This is a genomic window from Corynebacterium kroppenstedtii DSM 44385 (genome assembly GCF_000023145.1).
Classification (GTDB): Bacteria; Actinomycetota; Actinomycetes; order Mycobacteriales; family Mycobacteriaceae; genus Corynebacterium; species Corynebacterium kroppenstedtii.
This window is the reverse complement of record NC_012704.1, coordinates 958,040-974,440: the sequence shown is the minus strand read 5'-3', so window position 1 is coordinate 974,440 and position 16,401 is coordinate 958,040. Positions and strand designations below refer to the sequence as shown.

The window sequence follows — 16,401 nt, the reverse complement described above, 5'->3', positions numbered from 1 at the left end:
CTAAGTCTTAGTCAACCGTGTGGACGATCATAACATCGCAATTTGATTGACGAGCCACGTCGGCTGGAACCGATCCCAACAATCGTCCGGTCAGAGAGTTAATTCCTCGGTTTCCCACCACCAGGAGATCGGCGTCGACTTCTTTCACGATGGCCATGAGCGCTTCGACCGGCGTTCCCTTCCGAACTGCCGTTTCAATGTTGGTTGCACCGACCCGGCGCGCCGCTTCTACCGCACTTTCTAGGTTTTTACGTGCGGGGTCGTCGCCAAGGACGGTAACGGAATCTTGGCGGAGGGTCTTCGAGGCTTCTTCTTGGTTTTCGTAGTAGGCGCAACCGATGGTTACTGTGGCGTCCAAGGCCGCTGCGATTTCGGCTGCTCGCTCGACTGCGAGAAGCGACGACTGAGACCCGTCTGTACCAACAACGATTGTCGAGTATTTGCTCATTTCTACCTTCCCAACCTCATTTGTCGACGATGTCGACAGTAACCTTAGCTTTTATGGTACGTCACTTCGTTGTACTTCACTCAGTGACATTGCGCGGGCTGAAGCCACTGGGCTGTTGACACTATTCAACTCCGGCTTCGGTGATTTCCTTGAGTTCTTTCTTGACGCCAACAAGTTCGTCACGGAGCCGCGCGGCGAGTTCGAATTTCAGGTCTCTCGCGGCGTCGCCCATTTGTCGGGTTAAATCGTCGCGGAGGCGAACAAGGTCGTCGCGGGTCATTTCTGTGTAATCCGGTTCTTGGTCCCCGGCCAGTGCAGCGTCGGACGTTAATGAAGAGGTTGACTGAACCTTCTGACCATTCCCGTTAGCAGATGTTTGTGCACCGCCTCCGGCAGTTGTTGTGCCACCGGGCCCGTGTTCGTCAGCTTCGCTCTCGTTGTCATAGACCTGATCGAGAATGTCGGCAATCTTCTTCCGCAAGGGCTGAGGATCAATATTGTGCTCTTTGTTAAATGCGATCTGCTTTTCCCGACGACGCTCAGTTTCGTCAATTGCCTGAGCCATGGAATCGGTGACAGTATCCGCGTACATGTGGACTTCACCGCTGACATTTCGGGCGGCACGGCCGATGGTCTGAATTAAGGACCGCGTAGAACGTAGGAAACCTTCTTTATCGGCATCGAGAATGGAAACGAGGCTCACCTCCGGGAGATCGAGCCCCTCTCGCAAGAGGTTGATCCCGACGAGAACATCGTATTTTCCAAGCCTTAAGTCACGGAGAAGCTCGACGCGCTGCAGCGTATCGATGTCCGAATGGAGATAACGAACGCGAATTCCGGCATCCGCCAGGTAATCCGTGAGGTCTTCAGCCATTTTCTTGGTCAACGTCGTGACGAGAACTCGTTCATTCTTGTCTGTTCGTTGACGGATTTCTTCCATGAGGTCATCGATTTGGCCCTTTGTGGGTTTAACCACAATCTTGGGGTCGACGAGACCCGTGGGGCGAATGACCTGTTCAACATATTCACCACCCGCGGCTTCCAACTCATAGTCGCCGGGTGTGGCGGACATGTACACGCATTGGCCTTTACGTGCATCGAACTCATCCCAGGTGAGAGGCCGGTTGTCGATGGCGCTCGGTAGCCGGAAGCCGAAGTCAATGAGGTTTCTCTTGCGCGACGCATCACCCTCAAACATTCCGCCGATTTGCGGGACAGTGACGTGCGACTCGTCGATGATCGTTAGGAAGTCCTCTGGGAAGTAGTCGATCAGCGTTGCCGGGGCGCTACCCGCTTCACGCCCATCGATATGGCGTGAGTAGTTCTCAATTCCTGAGCAGAACCCAACTTGTTCAATCATTTCCAGATCGAACTCTGTTCGCATTCGCAACCGTTGAGCTTCGACAAGCTTCCCTCGATTTTCAAGATCTGCTAATCGATCTTTCAATTCCGCTTTAATAGCTTCCTCGGCCTTCGCCATACGCTCAGGCCCAGCCACATAGTGAGTTGCCGGGAAGATTCGTAATTGATCGTGAGTGTCGATCACTTCCCCAGTCAATGGATGGATCGTATGAAGGCTATCGATTTCATCTCCAAAGAATTCGACACGAACGCCTACCTCTTCGTAGGCAGGAATAATATCGACGACGTCACCTTTAACTCTGAATGTCCCGCGAGTGAACGCAACATCATTACGTGTGTATTGCACATCGACCAGCAATCGGAGGAATTGGTCTCTGTCGACTTCCTCTCCGACGCGAAGAGGGATAGACCGATCTAAGTACGACTGCGGAGTCCCTAACCCATAGATACACGACACCGAGCTCACAACAACGACATCGCGCCGTGATAAAAGATTAGACGTGGCTGAATGTCGTAAACGCTCAACGTCTTCGTTAATCGAGGAATCTTTTTCGATATACGTGTCAGTTTGCGCGATATAAGCTTCTGGTTGGTAATAGTCGTAGTAGCTGACGAAGTATTCGACCGCGTTATTCGGCAACAGTTGCCGTAGCTCATTGGCTAGCTGAGCTGCCAACGTTTTATTCGGGGCCATAACTAATGTTGGTCGCTGTTGCTTCTCAATAAGCCATGCGGCCGTCGCAGACTTCCCTGTGCCCGTAGCCCCCATTAAAACAACGTCGCGCTCACCGCGACGAAGCCTTTCATCAATTTCCTTAATAGCCTGGGGTTGGTCTCCCGCAGGCTCATAATCGCTAACAACCTCAAAAGGTTTGCTCGTCCGCTCGATGTCACCGACTGGACGAAATTCTGATTGCGAAAGGATGGGATGTTCTGCAGCGAATGCCATAACCGCGAGTGTAACCCTCATTCTCCGATGGCGCGGTTTCGCACTAGACCGTGGAAACGATCACCAACAACCCCGACTAAGCAGCAGAGCCAGTCCGGAGATCAACCCATCCATCGTGGTTACAAGCGGATAGTTGCCGGGTCGATGGGGTCTCCGCTCCTCCACACGTCGAGGGGATAATCGGTGTCATCGGTGGCACGGCGGTCGTCGCTCTGGAAGGCTTCGCTCCAGTGGTCGTCGCTCCCCGACTGGCGGCTAAAGCCCAGCCACGAAAGCTTTTCACGAGTACTCTCATCCACTCCACCGGAGCCCCCTTCGCCGGGAGCGTGCCGGGATACTGATGCGAACAGTGGCTTATCGGTATCTCTGCCAAACTCAACGTCTGCTTCCGGCCCGAAGACCCACTCGACCCGCCGTCGGAAGCGTTGCTGACGACCCTGACGGTGGAACAGCACGAGACCATCCGTCTCACGGCTGGCACTCTCATCCTGTTCAGTCACGCGCCCCCATCGAGCCAAACGGGAATCCCATAATTTATCCACCGACTCCAGAAGATGATCGGGCGTGCCTGAGTTATCCACAATGACGTCGGCGGATGGAGTTCGATCTGCGTCCGACAACTGCGCCCTGATTCGCTGCCGTGCATCATCTTCGTCGAAACCCCGATGCGCCACCAGCCGTTGAACTCGTGTGTCTTCGTCGGCAGTCACGACCACAACCACACCACACATTCGGTCCAGGTTGTTCTCGATCAGCAAAGGCATATCAAAGACGACGATCGACGCGTCGGCAGAAGCACGAAAGAGTTCATATGCCCGTTCATGAATCCGTGGATGCATGATAGCGTTCAACGCCTTCGTGCGGTCCTCGGAGACAAACGCGCGCCGGGCCAGCTCTTTACGGTCCAGAGACCCGTCGCTCATGAGAATGTCGGAACCGAATTCTTCAGAGAGCTCCGATAAAGCGGGCTCTCCCGGTTCCACGATCTCACGGGCTATTTTGTCGCCGTCGACGACAATCGCTCCGTGATCAGACAACCTCTTTGCGACAGTGGATTTACCTGAGCCAATACCGCCCGTCAGACCGACCACAACCACTTTTGCTCACTCTTTCATGCGTTTCTTATCCATGACCGCCAAGGCTGGCAGCGTCGGAACCTTGACTGCTGCTCGACTGTCAAGGTCACTACCTTGTCGACTACCACTGCGCACAGCCCAAAGACCGAAAACAGATTCCTGCTTGGCGGATAAACACCAAGCAGGAACGACGATTACCGTTCGAGAATCGCGGTCACGCCTTGACCGCCCGCAGCACAAATGGATACCAATGCGCGGCCGGATCCCTTCTGCTCCAACAGCTTGGCCGCCGTCGCTAAGAGACGACCGCCGGTCGCTGCGAACGGATGACCAGCTGCCAAAGACGAACCCTTCACATTCAGCTTGGACCGATCGATGGCGCCCAAAGGCTCGTCCAAGCCCAAACGCTGCGAGCAGTATTCCGGGGACTCCCACGCCGCGAGCGTCGCCAGCACCTGGGAGGCGAAGGCTTCGTGGATCTCGTAGAAATCGAAGTCCTGAAGTGTCAGGCCATTACGACGCAGTAACCGCGGAACCGCGTAGGTGGGGGCCATCAACAGTCCATCGGGCGTCAGCCGTCCGCGTCCATGAACAAAGTCGACGGCGGCTGTTTCAGAGTCAACAAGGTGTGCTCTGACAGGGAGATTGTGCTGCTCCGCCCAGTCCTCGGACGCTAACAAGACCGCAGAGGCACCATCGGTAAGCGGTGTGGAGTTACCGGCAGTCATAGTTGCCCGCACACCGTGACGTTCAGCATCCTTCTTACCGAACACAGGCTTGAGCTTTGACAGTTTTTCCACCGTAGAATCCGGCCTCAAGTTGTTATCTCGGCTCAGCCCCAGGTACGGCGTGATGAGGTCATCAAAGAAACCTTCGTCATAGGCAGCAGCAAGTTTCTGATGACTTGAGGCAGCAAACTCGTCCTGCTGCTGGCGGGAAATCCCCATTTCACGCGCAGTAATGGCCGCATGATCCCCCATCGACAGACCCGTGCGAGGCTCCCCATTGCGAGGCTGCTCAGGGACAAGCAGTTGCGGCCGAATCTTCCCCAGAAGCTTGAGCCGCTGGCCCGTCGTTTTGGCCGTAGAGGCCTTAATCAACAGCTTCCGGAGGTCATCATTCAGCGCGATTGGTGCGTCGGAAGTTGTATCAACGCCACCGGCTATGCCGGAATCGATGCGTCCCAGCGATATCGCATCTGCCACTTGAATCGCTGCAGCAAGCCCCGTGCCACACGCTTGCTGGATATCGAAAGCCGGCGTATCCGACGCCAAGTGTGACCCAAGGACACATTCCCTGGTCAAATTGAAGTCGCGCGAGTGCTTAAGTACTGCTCCCGCGGCAACCATTCCTAAACGCTCATCCTGCAGGTGGAACCTGCTCACCAATCCATCGATGGTGGATGTCAACATATCCTGGTTGGATGCATTCGCGTACCGCCCGTTCGACCGCGCGAACGGAATACGGTTTCCGCCGATAATTGCTACCTTACGAGTCATAGGTTGCCCCTCTCTGAGATTCATATCACTAAAACTCTCTCATATTGTGTATGTTCACCGTAGGCTAATTGAACAGAAACTCGTAAAACGTATCCACGAAGGGATTTTCCATGGCTGACAGTTACGCACAGTTCGTCAATTCGGGGGCAGGATCGCTGCTCGCATCGAAGCTTGGATTACCCAAACCGGAAAAACTCCGCCGGTTTGAACCTGGCCAACCCCCTCTAAACGGGCCCATCATCGTCACGGGATCCGGGTCTCTGGCATCCTCCATCCGGGAGCTTCTCGAACCGACTTACACCATCATCGACACTCGAGACGACGGCTCCCCTGCAACCGACGGGAAAATCGCTGGCCTCGTTATCGACGCCACCGGCTTCACCACCCCTGCCGATTCGCTCGAGTTGTATGAAACCGTGAATCCGGTCATTCGAAAACTAGCTCCATGCGCACGCATCGTCGTCATTGGACATACCCCAGAGAGCACGACAACTGCGGCGGCGCGCGTCGCCCAGCGAGGACTAGAAGGTTTTACTCGGTCGCTGGCTAAAGAGATGCGGAGGGGCGCAACTGTCCAATTGGTCTACACCGACCCGAACACCCCACTGAGCAGCCTCGAATCCACGTTGTGTTTCCTGCTATCCGGGAAATCTGCCTACGTCGACGCTCAGGTGATCCGGCTGAACGAAGCCCCATCCCCCTCGGTTGACTGGGACAAGCCTCTCAAAGGGAAAATTTCTGTCGTCACGGGTGCGGCCCGCGGAATTGGAAAGACGATTGCACAAACTCTCGCGCGCGATGGTGCCCACGTGATTTGCGTCGATATTCCCGCTGCAGGGGAAGCACTGGCTGAAACCGCAAATGAGGTCAACGGAACGTCCCTCGGCCTCGACGTAACTGCGCCCGACGCGGCCGACACCCTTGCGCGCCATGTCAAAGAACGGCATAAGACCGGTATCGACATCATCGTCCACAATGCCGGAATTACCCGCGACAAGACGATGGCTGGCATGGACGACGCTCGATGGAAATCCGTCATGGCCGTCAATATCACTGCCCCGCTGACAATCACCGAACGTCTACTCGAGCTCGGGGCCATCAACGACAACGGTCGCGTTATCGGTGTCTCCTCGATGGCAGGTATTGCCGGCAATAGAGGACAAACCAACTATGCCTACAGCAAGGCAGGAGTCATCGGTTTCGTTGACTCATTTTCCGAGTCCGCCGGCCACGGAATCACTGTCAACGCAGTCGCGCCCGGTTTCATCGAAACGCAGATGACCGCGGCGATTCCGGTCGTTACCCGCGAGGTCGGGCGTCGGCTGAATTCTCTGCAGCAAGGTGGGCTCACCATTGACGTTGCAGAGACGATTGCATACTTCGCGTCGCCCGCGTCGGAAGCGATTAACGGCAACGTTATCCGCGTCTGCGGACAGTCAGTCTTGGGGGCATAACGTGAACGCATCATCTAGTAACGGACCCTCCACCGGAACGACACCCAGCACCGCGCCCCAGTCGGCTGCAAGCACTGACGGCGTCGACAATGATTCTCTGAGAGAGAAAACTATTGTTGAGCTCGACAGAATCCCATCGCTTGGGGATGAGTACCGACGAGCATTGCGCGGACTTCTTCCCGGCGTCCCGTTCCTTTCGAACCGTTCTTCTAGTGGCAAAGGCTCGGTGACCACCGCCCCTTCTCGCGAGTATCGCGTCAATGGGGTCACGATCGATTCCACGAACCTTGCTGAATACTGCGCTGCGTGCGGCCTTCGTATCAGCAACGACGTGCCGCTGACGTATCCGTATGCGGTGACTTTTCCCCTCGTGATGAATGCGATGAACTCGCCGGATTTTCCGTTTCCGACAGTCGGGACTATTCACATTCGCAACGTCATCGAGCAGTATTCCCCCATCGCGGTGACCGACAGCATCGATGTGGCGGTGTACACGGAATCGTTGCGACGTCACCGTCAAGGTTTACTGATAGACATCATCACCGAAGTGCGTCGTTCGTCGGCACCCGACGACGTGGTCTGGCGGCAACGATCAACCATGCTGTCGAAGGGCAAAGCTCCCGACGCTCAACTCCCTGACGATAACTATTCACGGATGAGCGTTGACCTTCCTGAGGACCCGACGACGATCATTCGAGTGTCGGCTTCGGACATTAAGAACTACGCCAATGTTTCGGGCGATAAAAACCCGATTCACGTCTCCAAGTTGGGGGCCAAGGCGTTCGGTTTCCCTAGAACCATTGCTCATGGGATGTGGAGCGCTGCTTCGTTATTGAGCGTCGTCGAGGGCGAAATTCCTACTCGGGCGCGCTACACCGTGGAGTTCGGTAAGCCGATTATCCTTCCTGCAGTCCTGGCGGCATATTCCTCCCGCCATCCGCAGAATGACTCAAACGAGCTTTCATGGGATTTGCGCTATTGCAGTGCGAAGGATTCGTCGAAGATCAATGTGACTGCTCAATTGTCAGAAATCTAAGCGGCCCGTCGTGTAGTGGCGGGACACGCAAAGAATCCCCGGCAGGGCTCCACAGTCGACGAGATCGTGGACATCCTATGCCGGGGGTTATCTATCTCAATACACGAAACGTGGTGGTCCGCGAGGACGGCTTACGCTTTCACGTCTTGGTTTTTACCTTCGGAGGATTGCTTGTCTTGTGCGCTTTCTTTTGGCACCAGGTTCAAGAGGTCTTCCCCATGCGAGACTTCGCCAGTGGCAATCGTGTCGATTCCGCCGATCCTCTTCCAGTTCGTGATGAGAACCGGGGTGACATCTGGGTGACCGGCCTTCGCAATCTTTTCTTTGTCAAAGGTCATGAGTTTTTGTCCGGCCGATACGCGGTCGCCGCGCTTAACGAATGACTCAAAGCCTTCGCCTTTCATCTCGACCGTATCGACTCCGACGTGAACGAGAAGATCCACACCGAGGTCGAGTTTGACGCCAATCGCGTGTCCTTGAACAGCGAGGATCTTTCCGTCGCCGGGGCTATAAATGGTATCGCCTGATGGCTCAATAGCGACCCCGTGGCCTACTGCTCCAGCTGCGAAAGCGGGATCGGGTACATCCTTCAAGGGCACAATGGTTCCGTCGAGAGGAGCAACCAATACTGAGGTTTCCGTGAGAACTGGGCGCTTCTTCTTCGTCGTAGTCGACGTCGCCTGAGCCTGCGATGACTCAGTCTGAGTTTCGGATCCTGCCGCGGCCCCGGCTGGAACAGAAGATGCTGCAGACGAAGCCGAAGCTCCCTCGGTCTGGTTAGCAGCCGCCGCATTGTCCGCCTCTTCATCAGCGGCAATCTTTGCCCGAACTTCTTCCTTCTCTTCCTTAGAGCGGTAGTCGAAGAAGACGACCAGGAAGAATGAGGTAAAGAACGCCACGGCGATACCAATGGTGTATCCGAGCCAAGGTTGGAATGCCGGAATCGTCAAGATCGAGGTGAAGACGAAGGCATTGGCTTTGATGTTGAAGATGCCCATGACCACGCCACCTGTAAAACAGCCAGCGAGTAACCGCGGATACGTCTTCTTGAATCGAAGAACAATACCGTACAACGACGGTTCGGAAATTCCACCAAGAAGACCAGCCATCAAAGCACCAAGCGAGACCTGTTTCATGGCCTTATTGCGTTCACGGAATGAACGGTAGAGAACACCCGCAACCAATCCGAAGCACGCGAAGTTCCAGGCACCCATGGGGCCCTGGATGAAGTCGTAGCCGAGGGAGTTGATGTTCTGAATCATGACGGCGTTCAGCGGCCAGTGCAATCCAAGGGGCACAATGAACGGGTACAACAGCGGAACGACGACGGACAGAATAAACGGCGAAAAGTCATTGATGGCTTTAAGAGCGTTTGAAATGCCGTTACCCAGGCCGATACCGAAGGGGCCAAGCAAGAATGCAGTCGCTGGGATCATGATGATCAACGAGAAGAATGGCACGAACACCATCTGGACCGCTTCAGGGATGATCTTCTTCAGACCTTTTTCAACCCAGTACAATGCGATGGCCGCGATCAACGGCGGGAAAACCTGACCGCTGTATTCGTTCAACACCATCGGAAGACCGAAGACGTGAACGACGTCTTCGCGGTTACCTAGGCTCATGAATTCTGGGCTCATGAGGGCAGCGGGAATAGCTGCGCCGACCCATTCGTTGGCGCCCAGTTTCCGAGCAGCTGTTGCGCCCACCATGATCGGCAGGAAGTAGAACACCGACTGGTACATGGCGTGCATGAACTGGTACGTCGGCGGTTGATTCTCTGCACGGAAATCCTGAATCCCCATCGTATCGAGGAGGACGAGGATCGTGATGATCAGTGAAGCACCGAGGAGAGCCCACAGAATTGGCCGGAACGTGTCAGAGAGGAACTCGAATGCGTAGTCGACCCAGCCGAACTTTCCGCGGACTCCTCCGTATTCTTTCTTGGAGGATTTTTGCCGATTGCCGCCGCCCTCAGCACTTTCCGCAACACCCGGGAGCTTGATCAACTCCTGGTAATAATTGGCGACTGCACCCCCCATGACGACCTGCAGCCCGTTGTCCCCCTGAGGAACAACACCTAGTACTGATCCATTCTCGTCGAGGGCTTCTGTATTCGCTTGTGACCGATCATTCAACTGGAACCGCAAGCGAGTCGCACAGTGCGTCACTGACGCTATGTTATCCGCCCCACCGATATTATCCAGGATGAACCGTGAGGTGGTTTCGGTTTGCGAAGCCATCACAATCCTTTCGCATTTATGTCCGATTATGTCTGTTCGGACTGTGTCCGAGATTATCGTACCCCCTATATGCTTGGTTTAATAGCGATTCTTTGTGAGGCTCGCCACAATTTGTGGCTATTAGTTACAAACCACACTACCGGGCTTGATGATGACCACCGACGACAAAAATCCCCCTGCCCACACGGGATAGGGGGATGGACCACAGTAACGAGTCTGTGGTTGTGAGGCTGGGTTTAACAGCCTGTTTTTTAGTCCGAACGTGTCATCAATCCGGAACTAGTTTTCACCACCGGCGAGCTTCTCACGCAACTTAGCGAGCTGCTCATCAGAAGCCAAGGAACCGGAGTCATCTGCAGCGCTCTCCTCAGCTGGCGCGGAGTCACCCTCAGACTCGGAGGAGTAACCCGAGGCTGCGGCTTCCTTTGCCTCTGCGGCACCGGCACGGTGACGCTCGATCTGGGCGGTATGCATCTCGTGACGACGCTCCGACTCCGCGTACCGAGCTTCCCACTCGGCCCGCTGCTCTTCGAACCCTTCGAGCCATTCGTTGGTCTCGGGATCGAAGCCCTCGGGGAAGATGTAGTTCCCCTGCTCGTCGTAAGAGTCGGCCATTCCGTACTTCGACGGATCGAACTCTTCGGTGTAGTCCTCGTCAGCCTGCTTGAGGGAGAGGGAAATACGGCGACGCTCGAGGTCGATGTCGATGACCTTGACCATGACTTCTTCGCCGACGTTGACGACCTGATCCGGAACTTCCACGTGGCGTTCTGCCAGCTCGGAGATGTGGACAAGACCCTCGATGCCCTCTTCAACGCGAACGAATGCACCGAACGGAACCAGCTTGGTGACCTTACCGGGAACAATCTGGCCAATGGCGTGGGTGCGGGCGAAGACGCGCCACGGATCTTCCTGGGTGGCCTTGAGCGACAGGGAGACACGCTCGCGATCCATGTCGACATCGAGGACCTCGACGGTGACCTCGTCGCCAACAGCGACAACCTCTGACGGGTGGTCGATGTGCTTCCAGGACAGCTCAGAAACGTGAACCAGACCGTCTACGCCGCCAAGATCGACGAATGCACCGAAGTTGACGATAGAGGAAACGACGCCCTTGCGGACCTGGCCCTTCTGGAGCTGGTGCAGGAACTCGGAGCGAACCTCGGACTGGGTCTGCTCAAGCCATGCACGGCGGGAAAGCACAACGTTGTTGCGGTGCTTGTCGAGCTCGATGATCTTCGCTTCCAGCTCTTGGCCGATGTAGGGCTGAAGATCACGCACGCGACGCATTTCAACCAAGGATGCGGGGAGGAAACCACGAAGGCCGATGTCGAGAATCAAGCCACCCTTGACGACCTCAATAACGGTGCCGGTGACGGGCTCATCCTTCTCTTTAAGTTCTTCGATGGTGCCCCAAGCGCGCTCGTACTGTGCACGCTTCTTCGACAGGATCAGACGACCTTCTTTGTCCTCTTTGGTGAGAACGAGAGCGTCGATCTCGTCGCCGACCTCAACAACTTCGTTGGGGTCGATTTCGTGCTTGATGGACAGCTCACGTGAAGGAATGACACCTTCCGTCTTGTATCCAATATCAAGAAGAACCTCATCGTGATCAATTTTGACCACAGTACCCTCGACGATGTCACCATCGTTGAAGTACTTGATGGTGGAGTCGATGGCAGCGAGGAAATCCTCAGTGGAGCCAATGTCATTGACGGCTACCTGAGGGGTTGTAGAAGTGGGCATATGTTAAGTGCTCCGAAACGGATTGTAATCGAAAAACGGACAGGAACGAGCGCGTCACACATGCAAAGAGCCATTCCGTTTCACGAAGGCTCTTCAGATGATTAACCTCTTGTTTTCTCCTACCGGCAGTGTGTTCCCGGCCGATATCATGGCCGCAAGCTGAAATATCGCGACCATATACCACCGAGTCAACGTCGATAAGAAAAGGAAAATAAGAGGCGGACACACGCGCGTCCTAAAATTTATCTCATTTTCCCTGCACTGGCAAACTTTCCGCTGGTGGAAGGCTGCTAATGGCCTGCTTCATTCCAATCGGCACCGACTGCCATTCCAACCTCGAGCGGGACAGCAAGTTCGATAGCCTCATCCATTTCTCTCTGAATAATACCTCTCACCTGCTCAAGCTCACCATTCGCGACCTCGACGTCGAGCTCATCGTGAACCTGAAGTAGCACCCGTGATGCCAATTTTTCTTTTTTCAACGCAGCATCGACTCGGATCATCGCGACCTTAATAATGTCTGCCGCGGTACCTTGAATCGGAGCGTTCAGAGCTGCGCGTTCGGCATTCTCTCTCGCCTGCCGATTCAGGCTGGCGAGGTCTGACAAATAGCGCCTTCTCCCGAGCATGGTCGACGTATACTCATCTTTCCGTGCGCGATCGACAACTTCATTCAGATAGCGCCGCACACCGCCGAACCGTTCAAAATACTTAACCATAATTTTCTTCGCCTCTCTTACAGAAATATCCAGCTGCTGTGAGAGGCCATATTCCGACAGTCCATAGACGAGGCCATAGCTCAACGCTTTGACTCGACGTCGTAGCTCAGGGGTTACCTCGTTCACCGGCACATCAAAAACCTGCGAACCGACGAAATTGTGCAGGTCTTCACCACTGCGATAAGCCTCAATGAGGCCTCGATCCTGCGAGAAGTGAGCCATAACACGCATTTCGATCTGCGAATAGTCTGCAGTTAATAACGCTTCATACCCTTCGCCTGGGACAAAGGCCGCACGTATTTGACGCCCCTCCTCCGTGCGGACCGGAATATTCTGAAGATTAGGGTCTGTCGAGGACAAACGCCCCGTGGCAGTCGCAGTCTGGTTGAAAGTCGTGTGAATACGCCCGTCTGAAGCGATCGCTTTAATTAACCCATCAAGAGTGCTGACCCTTTTTTGATATTCCCTATGCGCCAAAAGATGGTCGAGGAACGGGTGCGGATGCTTCTCAGCTAATCGTTCGATCGCTTTAGCTGCAGTCGAATATCCCGTCTTTGTTTTCTTCGTCTTAGAAAGCTCCAGTTTATCGAAGAGGACCTCTTGTAATTGTTTCGGACTTCCTAGATTCAACTTAGGCATGTCAACAAGAGCACGGGCTTCCTCAACTTCTTTGGCCAATTTTTCAGCCGTCGAATCCCTCAACGCCGTCATGCGCTCTCTGTTGACCTTGATTCCAGCGCGCTCCATGCCGAACAAAATCGGGACGAGCGGGATCTCAAGGTTTTCGTAAATTGAGTACAAGCCCGCCTTATCGAGCTTCTTCGCCAGTTCCTCGGCAAGCTCAAGAGGCGCTTCCGCGTGGTCAGCCAACTTGGCCCACTCAGGCCACGAAATCCCTGCAACTGAGCGGTCGTCATCACCATCCGACGACAGATCCCCAACGTCTAACGACATTTGACGCCCAGAGCGGTGTTCCTCCTCCCATGACACGACGTCGCTGTCATAGAGATCCCGACCAAGACGGCGTCGTACGACACTCTCCAGATCGAAGCTCCCGAAGTCAGGATGGATTAAGTACGAGGCGAGCCTCGTGTCATGTTCAATGTTTGTAGCGGTCAGCCCCTCGCTACTCAACATGTGGAGAAGACCCTTGCCATCGTGTACCACGATCGGGTGGTCAGGATCCTGAAGCCATTCCTTCAGCGCGTCGCGGTCATCATCCGTCGTCCGACTCATGTTGATGATCGCCGTTTGTTTACCCTGCGTGATCGCTAGAGCCTTCATGTTTGGCGAAGATGGGAGTTTACTTCCCAACGCTGCGATCCCCGCAGGCGTGTGATCAGTAGCTTCCTCTAACCAGTGACGGACCTTCCCTTTCTGCAGGCCTACGCGTTCATAAGACACGCGCTCACGATGGTTGCCGGCGTCCGACGAACCGCCTTGCGTCGGAATGACGGAAAAGACCCTCTCCCGGAGGTTCATCCCGAACTGAACATCATCGAAGAAGTCGTTCACGTCATTTCTTGCTGACGGGCGGATTTCGCAGTCCTCGGGGCTGCACTTGATGGGGAGGTCACGGACCATTTCGGTCAGCTCGCGGGCTTGAATCACAGTGTCAATATCCCGCCGAAGTGCATCACCGACTTTTCCGCCGATATCGTCAATATTGTCAATTAAGTTACTCAGTGAACCGTACTTATTTATCCATTTCTGGGCTGTTTTAGGCCCTACCCCTGGTACTCCTGGCATATTGTCAGAGGTATCGCCCCGCAAAGCCGCAAGGTCCGGATACTGCGTCGGGGTCACCCCGTACTTTTCTTCAACAGCTTCGGGAGTGAAGCGAGCGAGGTTGCTGACTCCGCGGAGCGTGTACAGCACTGTGACGTCATCGGTAACGAGTTGTAGTGAATCCCTGTCGCCGGTGCAGATATAGGTATCAAAGCCCTGCTCGTGACCCTGGGTAGCGAGCGTCGCAATGACGTCATCGGCTTCGTATCGTTTGTAATCGACGGTGGTGATTCCAAACGTTTCTAATGCCTGGCGAATGAGCTCAATTTGTCCTTTAAATTCCGGAGGTGTTTCCGGACGCTGAGCTTTATAATCAGCGAATTTTTCAGACCTAAAAGTGGGACCAGCCAGGTCAAAAGCTGCAGCGCTATGGGTCGGCTTCTCTTGTTCGAGAAGGGTCACCAGCATGGATATAAAACCATATACAGCGTTCGTATGCTGACCTGACGAATCAGTAAATTTGTCGGCCGGTAACGCGTAAAAGGCGCGGAAAGCCAGAGAGTGGCCGTCGAGAAGAAGCAACTTCTTCTTCGTATCCTCAACCTCGTTGGCAGACACCATGAACTAGGACTCCTTCACTCTTATTATCTCTGGCTGGTCGGTGGTTATTGTTCTTAAAATACGACGTGAAACACGGCGATTTTACATGCGACGACGTACGCACAGGCCCTTACCGCGCAGCCCCCTGGGAGATCGGCCGATCGGTGGCCGAGTACTGCGACCACGATCCGGGATATAACCGAGCCTGGATTCCCGCATGAGCCAACGCCACGATCTCATGAGTGGCGGTGACTCCGGAGCCGCAGTACACAATGGGCGATTCCTCCAACGATTGCCCCTCCCGCTTCTCGACGCCAGCATCATTCAGACGGGACACAATCTGGTCCGAGTCAAGGAAATACCCCTTATCGTCAACGAGATCGCCGTGGAAAAGGTTGAGAGCTCCTGGAATATGCCCAGCGGAACTATCGATCGGTTCATTATCCCCTCGGTAGCGTTCTGACGCGCGAGCATCAATCACGATTCCCTCGGCCGCGGACGCTGCCGCATCATCGATAGAGACAAGCCATTCGGCGTTGAAAGGCTCTGCGGTAAATGCTCCTGCTTCCTCAGGCTCGGTCACATCGTCACCGTCATCAAGGAAGTGTTCAGCCAACTGTGTACTACCCTGCCCGGTCTCGTCGGTCTTATGCGCCTGTTCACAATACTCGATCCATGCGTTGAGCCCTCCGTCCAAGACAGCGGCTCGATGTCCACTGGCACGCAGGAGCCAGACTAACCTCGACGCAGATGCCCCGCCTGCATCGTCGTAGGCAACAACGATGGTGTCGTCGGCAATTCCACTGACTTCCATAGCTGCGGCGAAACTCTCCTCCAAGGGCAGGGGGTGCCTTCCTTCTTCTTTCGAAGCCAGTCCGGCGAGCATGCTATCTAGATCGATGAAGACCGAGTTTGGGATGTGCCCCTTCTTGTACGCGTCATATCCTGAACGTCCATCGAGATGCCACCTCACATCGGCAACAACGACGGGGCATGAGGCCAACGGTTGCGATCGGTATAGGTCCTTAGCCTCCTCCTCTTCGCGGAGGTATTCCTCAAGACGACGGCGTTCTGCTTCAGAGAGATCATCTGGATGCGCCAAGGCACGCTCGATCCATTCTGATTTCCGACGAGCAGCTTCTCGTTGAGCTTTCCGTTGATTCGCGTGGGCCGCGGAGTCGTGCTGGAGTTTTTGCAGTTCCTGAACCGAAACGACCCAAGGCAACTCATTGTTCATGATCCCATCGTACGAAATGGAACAGAACCGTGCGCTATCGATCTGGGGTGAGGCTAACAAGAACCTTGGATCTCCCCCTATGGCTCTATTTTGGCTCTGAAGGAGCTGCCAGGGTTAGAAAACCCACAGGTCAACGCCGAGTGACCCAATCCACGCCTACCGATCTTCAAAAGTAAAAACCGCTGGCCAAACGGTTAAAAAGCTAGTGCCCCGGGTGAGACTCGAACTCACACTGGACGGGTTTTGAATCCGTTGCCTCTGCCAATTGGGCTACCGGGGCTGAGGTCCGGCGGATGCGATTGCT

General features: G+C 54.9%; 10 protein-coding genes and 1 tRNA gene. 2 read left to right on the top strand and 9 right to left on the bottom strand.

Going from position 1 to position 16,401, the window contains the following annotated elements; translation table 11 throughout:
• Nucleotides 1–7: 7 nt before the first annotated feature.
• The 4 genes from CKROP_RS04035 to CKROP_RS04020 all read right to left on the bottom strand — a co-directional run bounded on the left by CKROP_RS04035 (nucleotide 8) and on the right by CKROP_RS04020 (nucleotide 5,334).
• Entirely contained in the window at nucleotides 8–448 is a 441-nt protein-coding gene (locus CKROP_RS04035; RefSeq protein ID WP_012731464.1) for a universal stress protein, read from the bottom strand.
• Between the two features lie 121 nt (nucleotides 449–569).
• On the bottom strand, nucleotides 570–2,759 hold the full coding sequence (gene uvrB, locus CKROP_RS04030) for an excinuclease ABC subunit UvrB (RefSeq protein WP_041628799.1): 2,190 nt from the start codon (nucleotides 2,757–2,759) through the stop codon (nucleotides 570–572).
• Between the two features lie 119 nt (nucleotides 2,760–2,878).
• Complete coding sequence (gene coaE, locus CKROP_RS11085; RefSeq protein WP_012731462.1) at nucleotides 2,879–3,856, bottom strand: dephospho-CoA kinase; 978 nt, start codon at nucleotides 3,854–3,856, stop codon at nucleotides 2,879–2,881.
• A gap of 173 nt (nucleotides 3,857–4,029) precedes the next feature.
• A complete protein-coding gene (locus CKROP_RS04020) occupies nucleotides 4,030–5,334 on the bottom strand; it encodes an acetyl-CoA C-acetyltransferase (RefSeq protein WP_012731461.1) in 1,305 nt (434 codons plus the stop codon).
• A 110-nt stretch (nucleotides 5,335–5,444) separates the two neighbouring features.
• Here CKROP_RS04020 and CKROP_RS04015 point away from each other — a divergent pair, with 110 nt between their 5' ends.
• Together CKROP_RS04015 and CKROP_RS04010 are read left to right on the top strand one after the other, a co-directional pair.
• Entirely contained in the window at nucleotides 5,445–6,788 is a 1,344-nt protein-coding gene (locus CKROP_RS04015) for a 3-oxoacyl-ACP reductase (protein ID WP_012731460.1), read from the top strand.
• A gap of 1 nt (nucleotide 6,789) precedes the next feature.
• Nucleotides 6,790–7,824, top strand: coding sequence for a MaoC/PaaZ C-terminal domain-containing protein (locus CKROP_RS04010; RefSeq protein WP_012731459.1), 1,035 nt, complete (start codon nucleotides 6,790–6,792; stop codon nucleotides 7,822–7,824).
• Between the two features lie 131 nt (nucleotides 7,825–7,955).
• On the opposite strand, the gene CKROP_RS04005 is transcribed toward CKROP_RS04010, so the two are convergent.
• The 5 genes from CKROP_RS04005 to CKROP_RS03985 form a co-directional block, all read right to left on the bottom strand.
• A complete protein-coding gene (locus CKROP_RS04005; RefSeq protein ID WP_012731458.1) occupies nucleotides 7,956–10,067 on the bottom strand; it encodes a glucose PTS transporter subunit IIA in 2,112 nt (703 codons plus the stop codon).
• 279 nt (nucleotides 10,068–10,346) lie between these two features.
• Nucleotides 10,347–11,813, bottom strand: coding sequence for a 30S ribosomal protein S1 (rpsA, locus tag CKROP_RS04000; protein ID WP_012731457.1), 1,467 nt, complete (start codon nucleotides 11,811–11,813; stop codon nucleotides 10,347–10,349).
• Between the two features lie 290 nt (nucleotides 11,814–12,103).
• Nucleotides 12,104–14,881: a DNA polymerase I gene (gene polA, locus CKROP_RS03995; RefSeq protein WP_012731456.1), complete on the bottom strand. Its 2,778-nt coding sequence runs from the start codon at nucleotides 14,879–14,881 to the stop codon at nucleotides 12,104–12,106.
• A 109-nt stretch (nucleotides 14,882–14,990) separates the two neighbouring features.
• The gene (locus CKROP_RS03990; RefSeq protein WP_081429398.1) at nucleotides 14,991–16,097 is read right to left on the bottom strand and encodes a sulfurtransferase; all 1,107 of its coding nucleotides are present in this window, start codon (nucleotides 16,095–16,097) and stop codon (nucleotides 14,991–14,993) included.
• Between the two features lie 206 nt (nucleotides 16,098–16,303).
• A tRNA-Leu gene (locus CKROP_RS03985) sits at nucleotides 16,304–16,377 on the bottom strand.
• Nucleotides 16,378–16,401 lie beyond the last annotated feature (24 nt).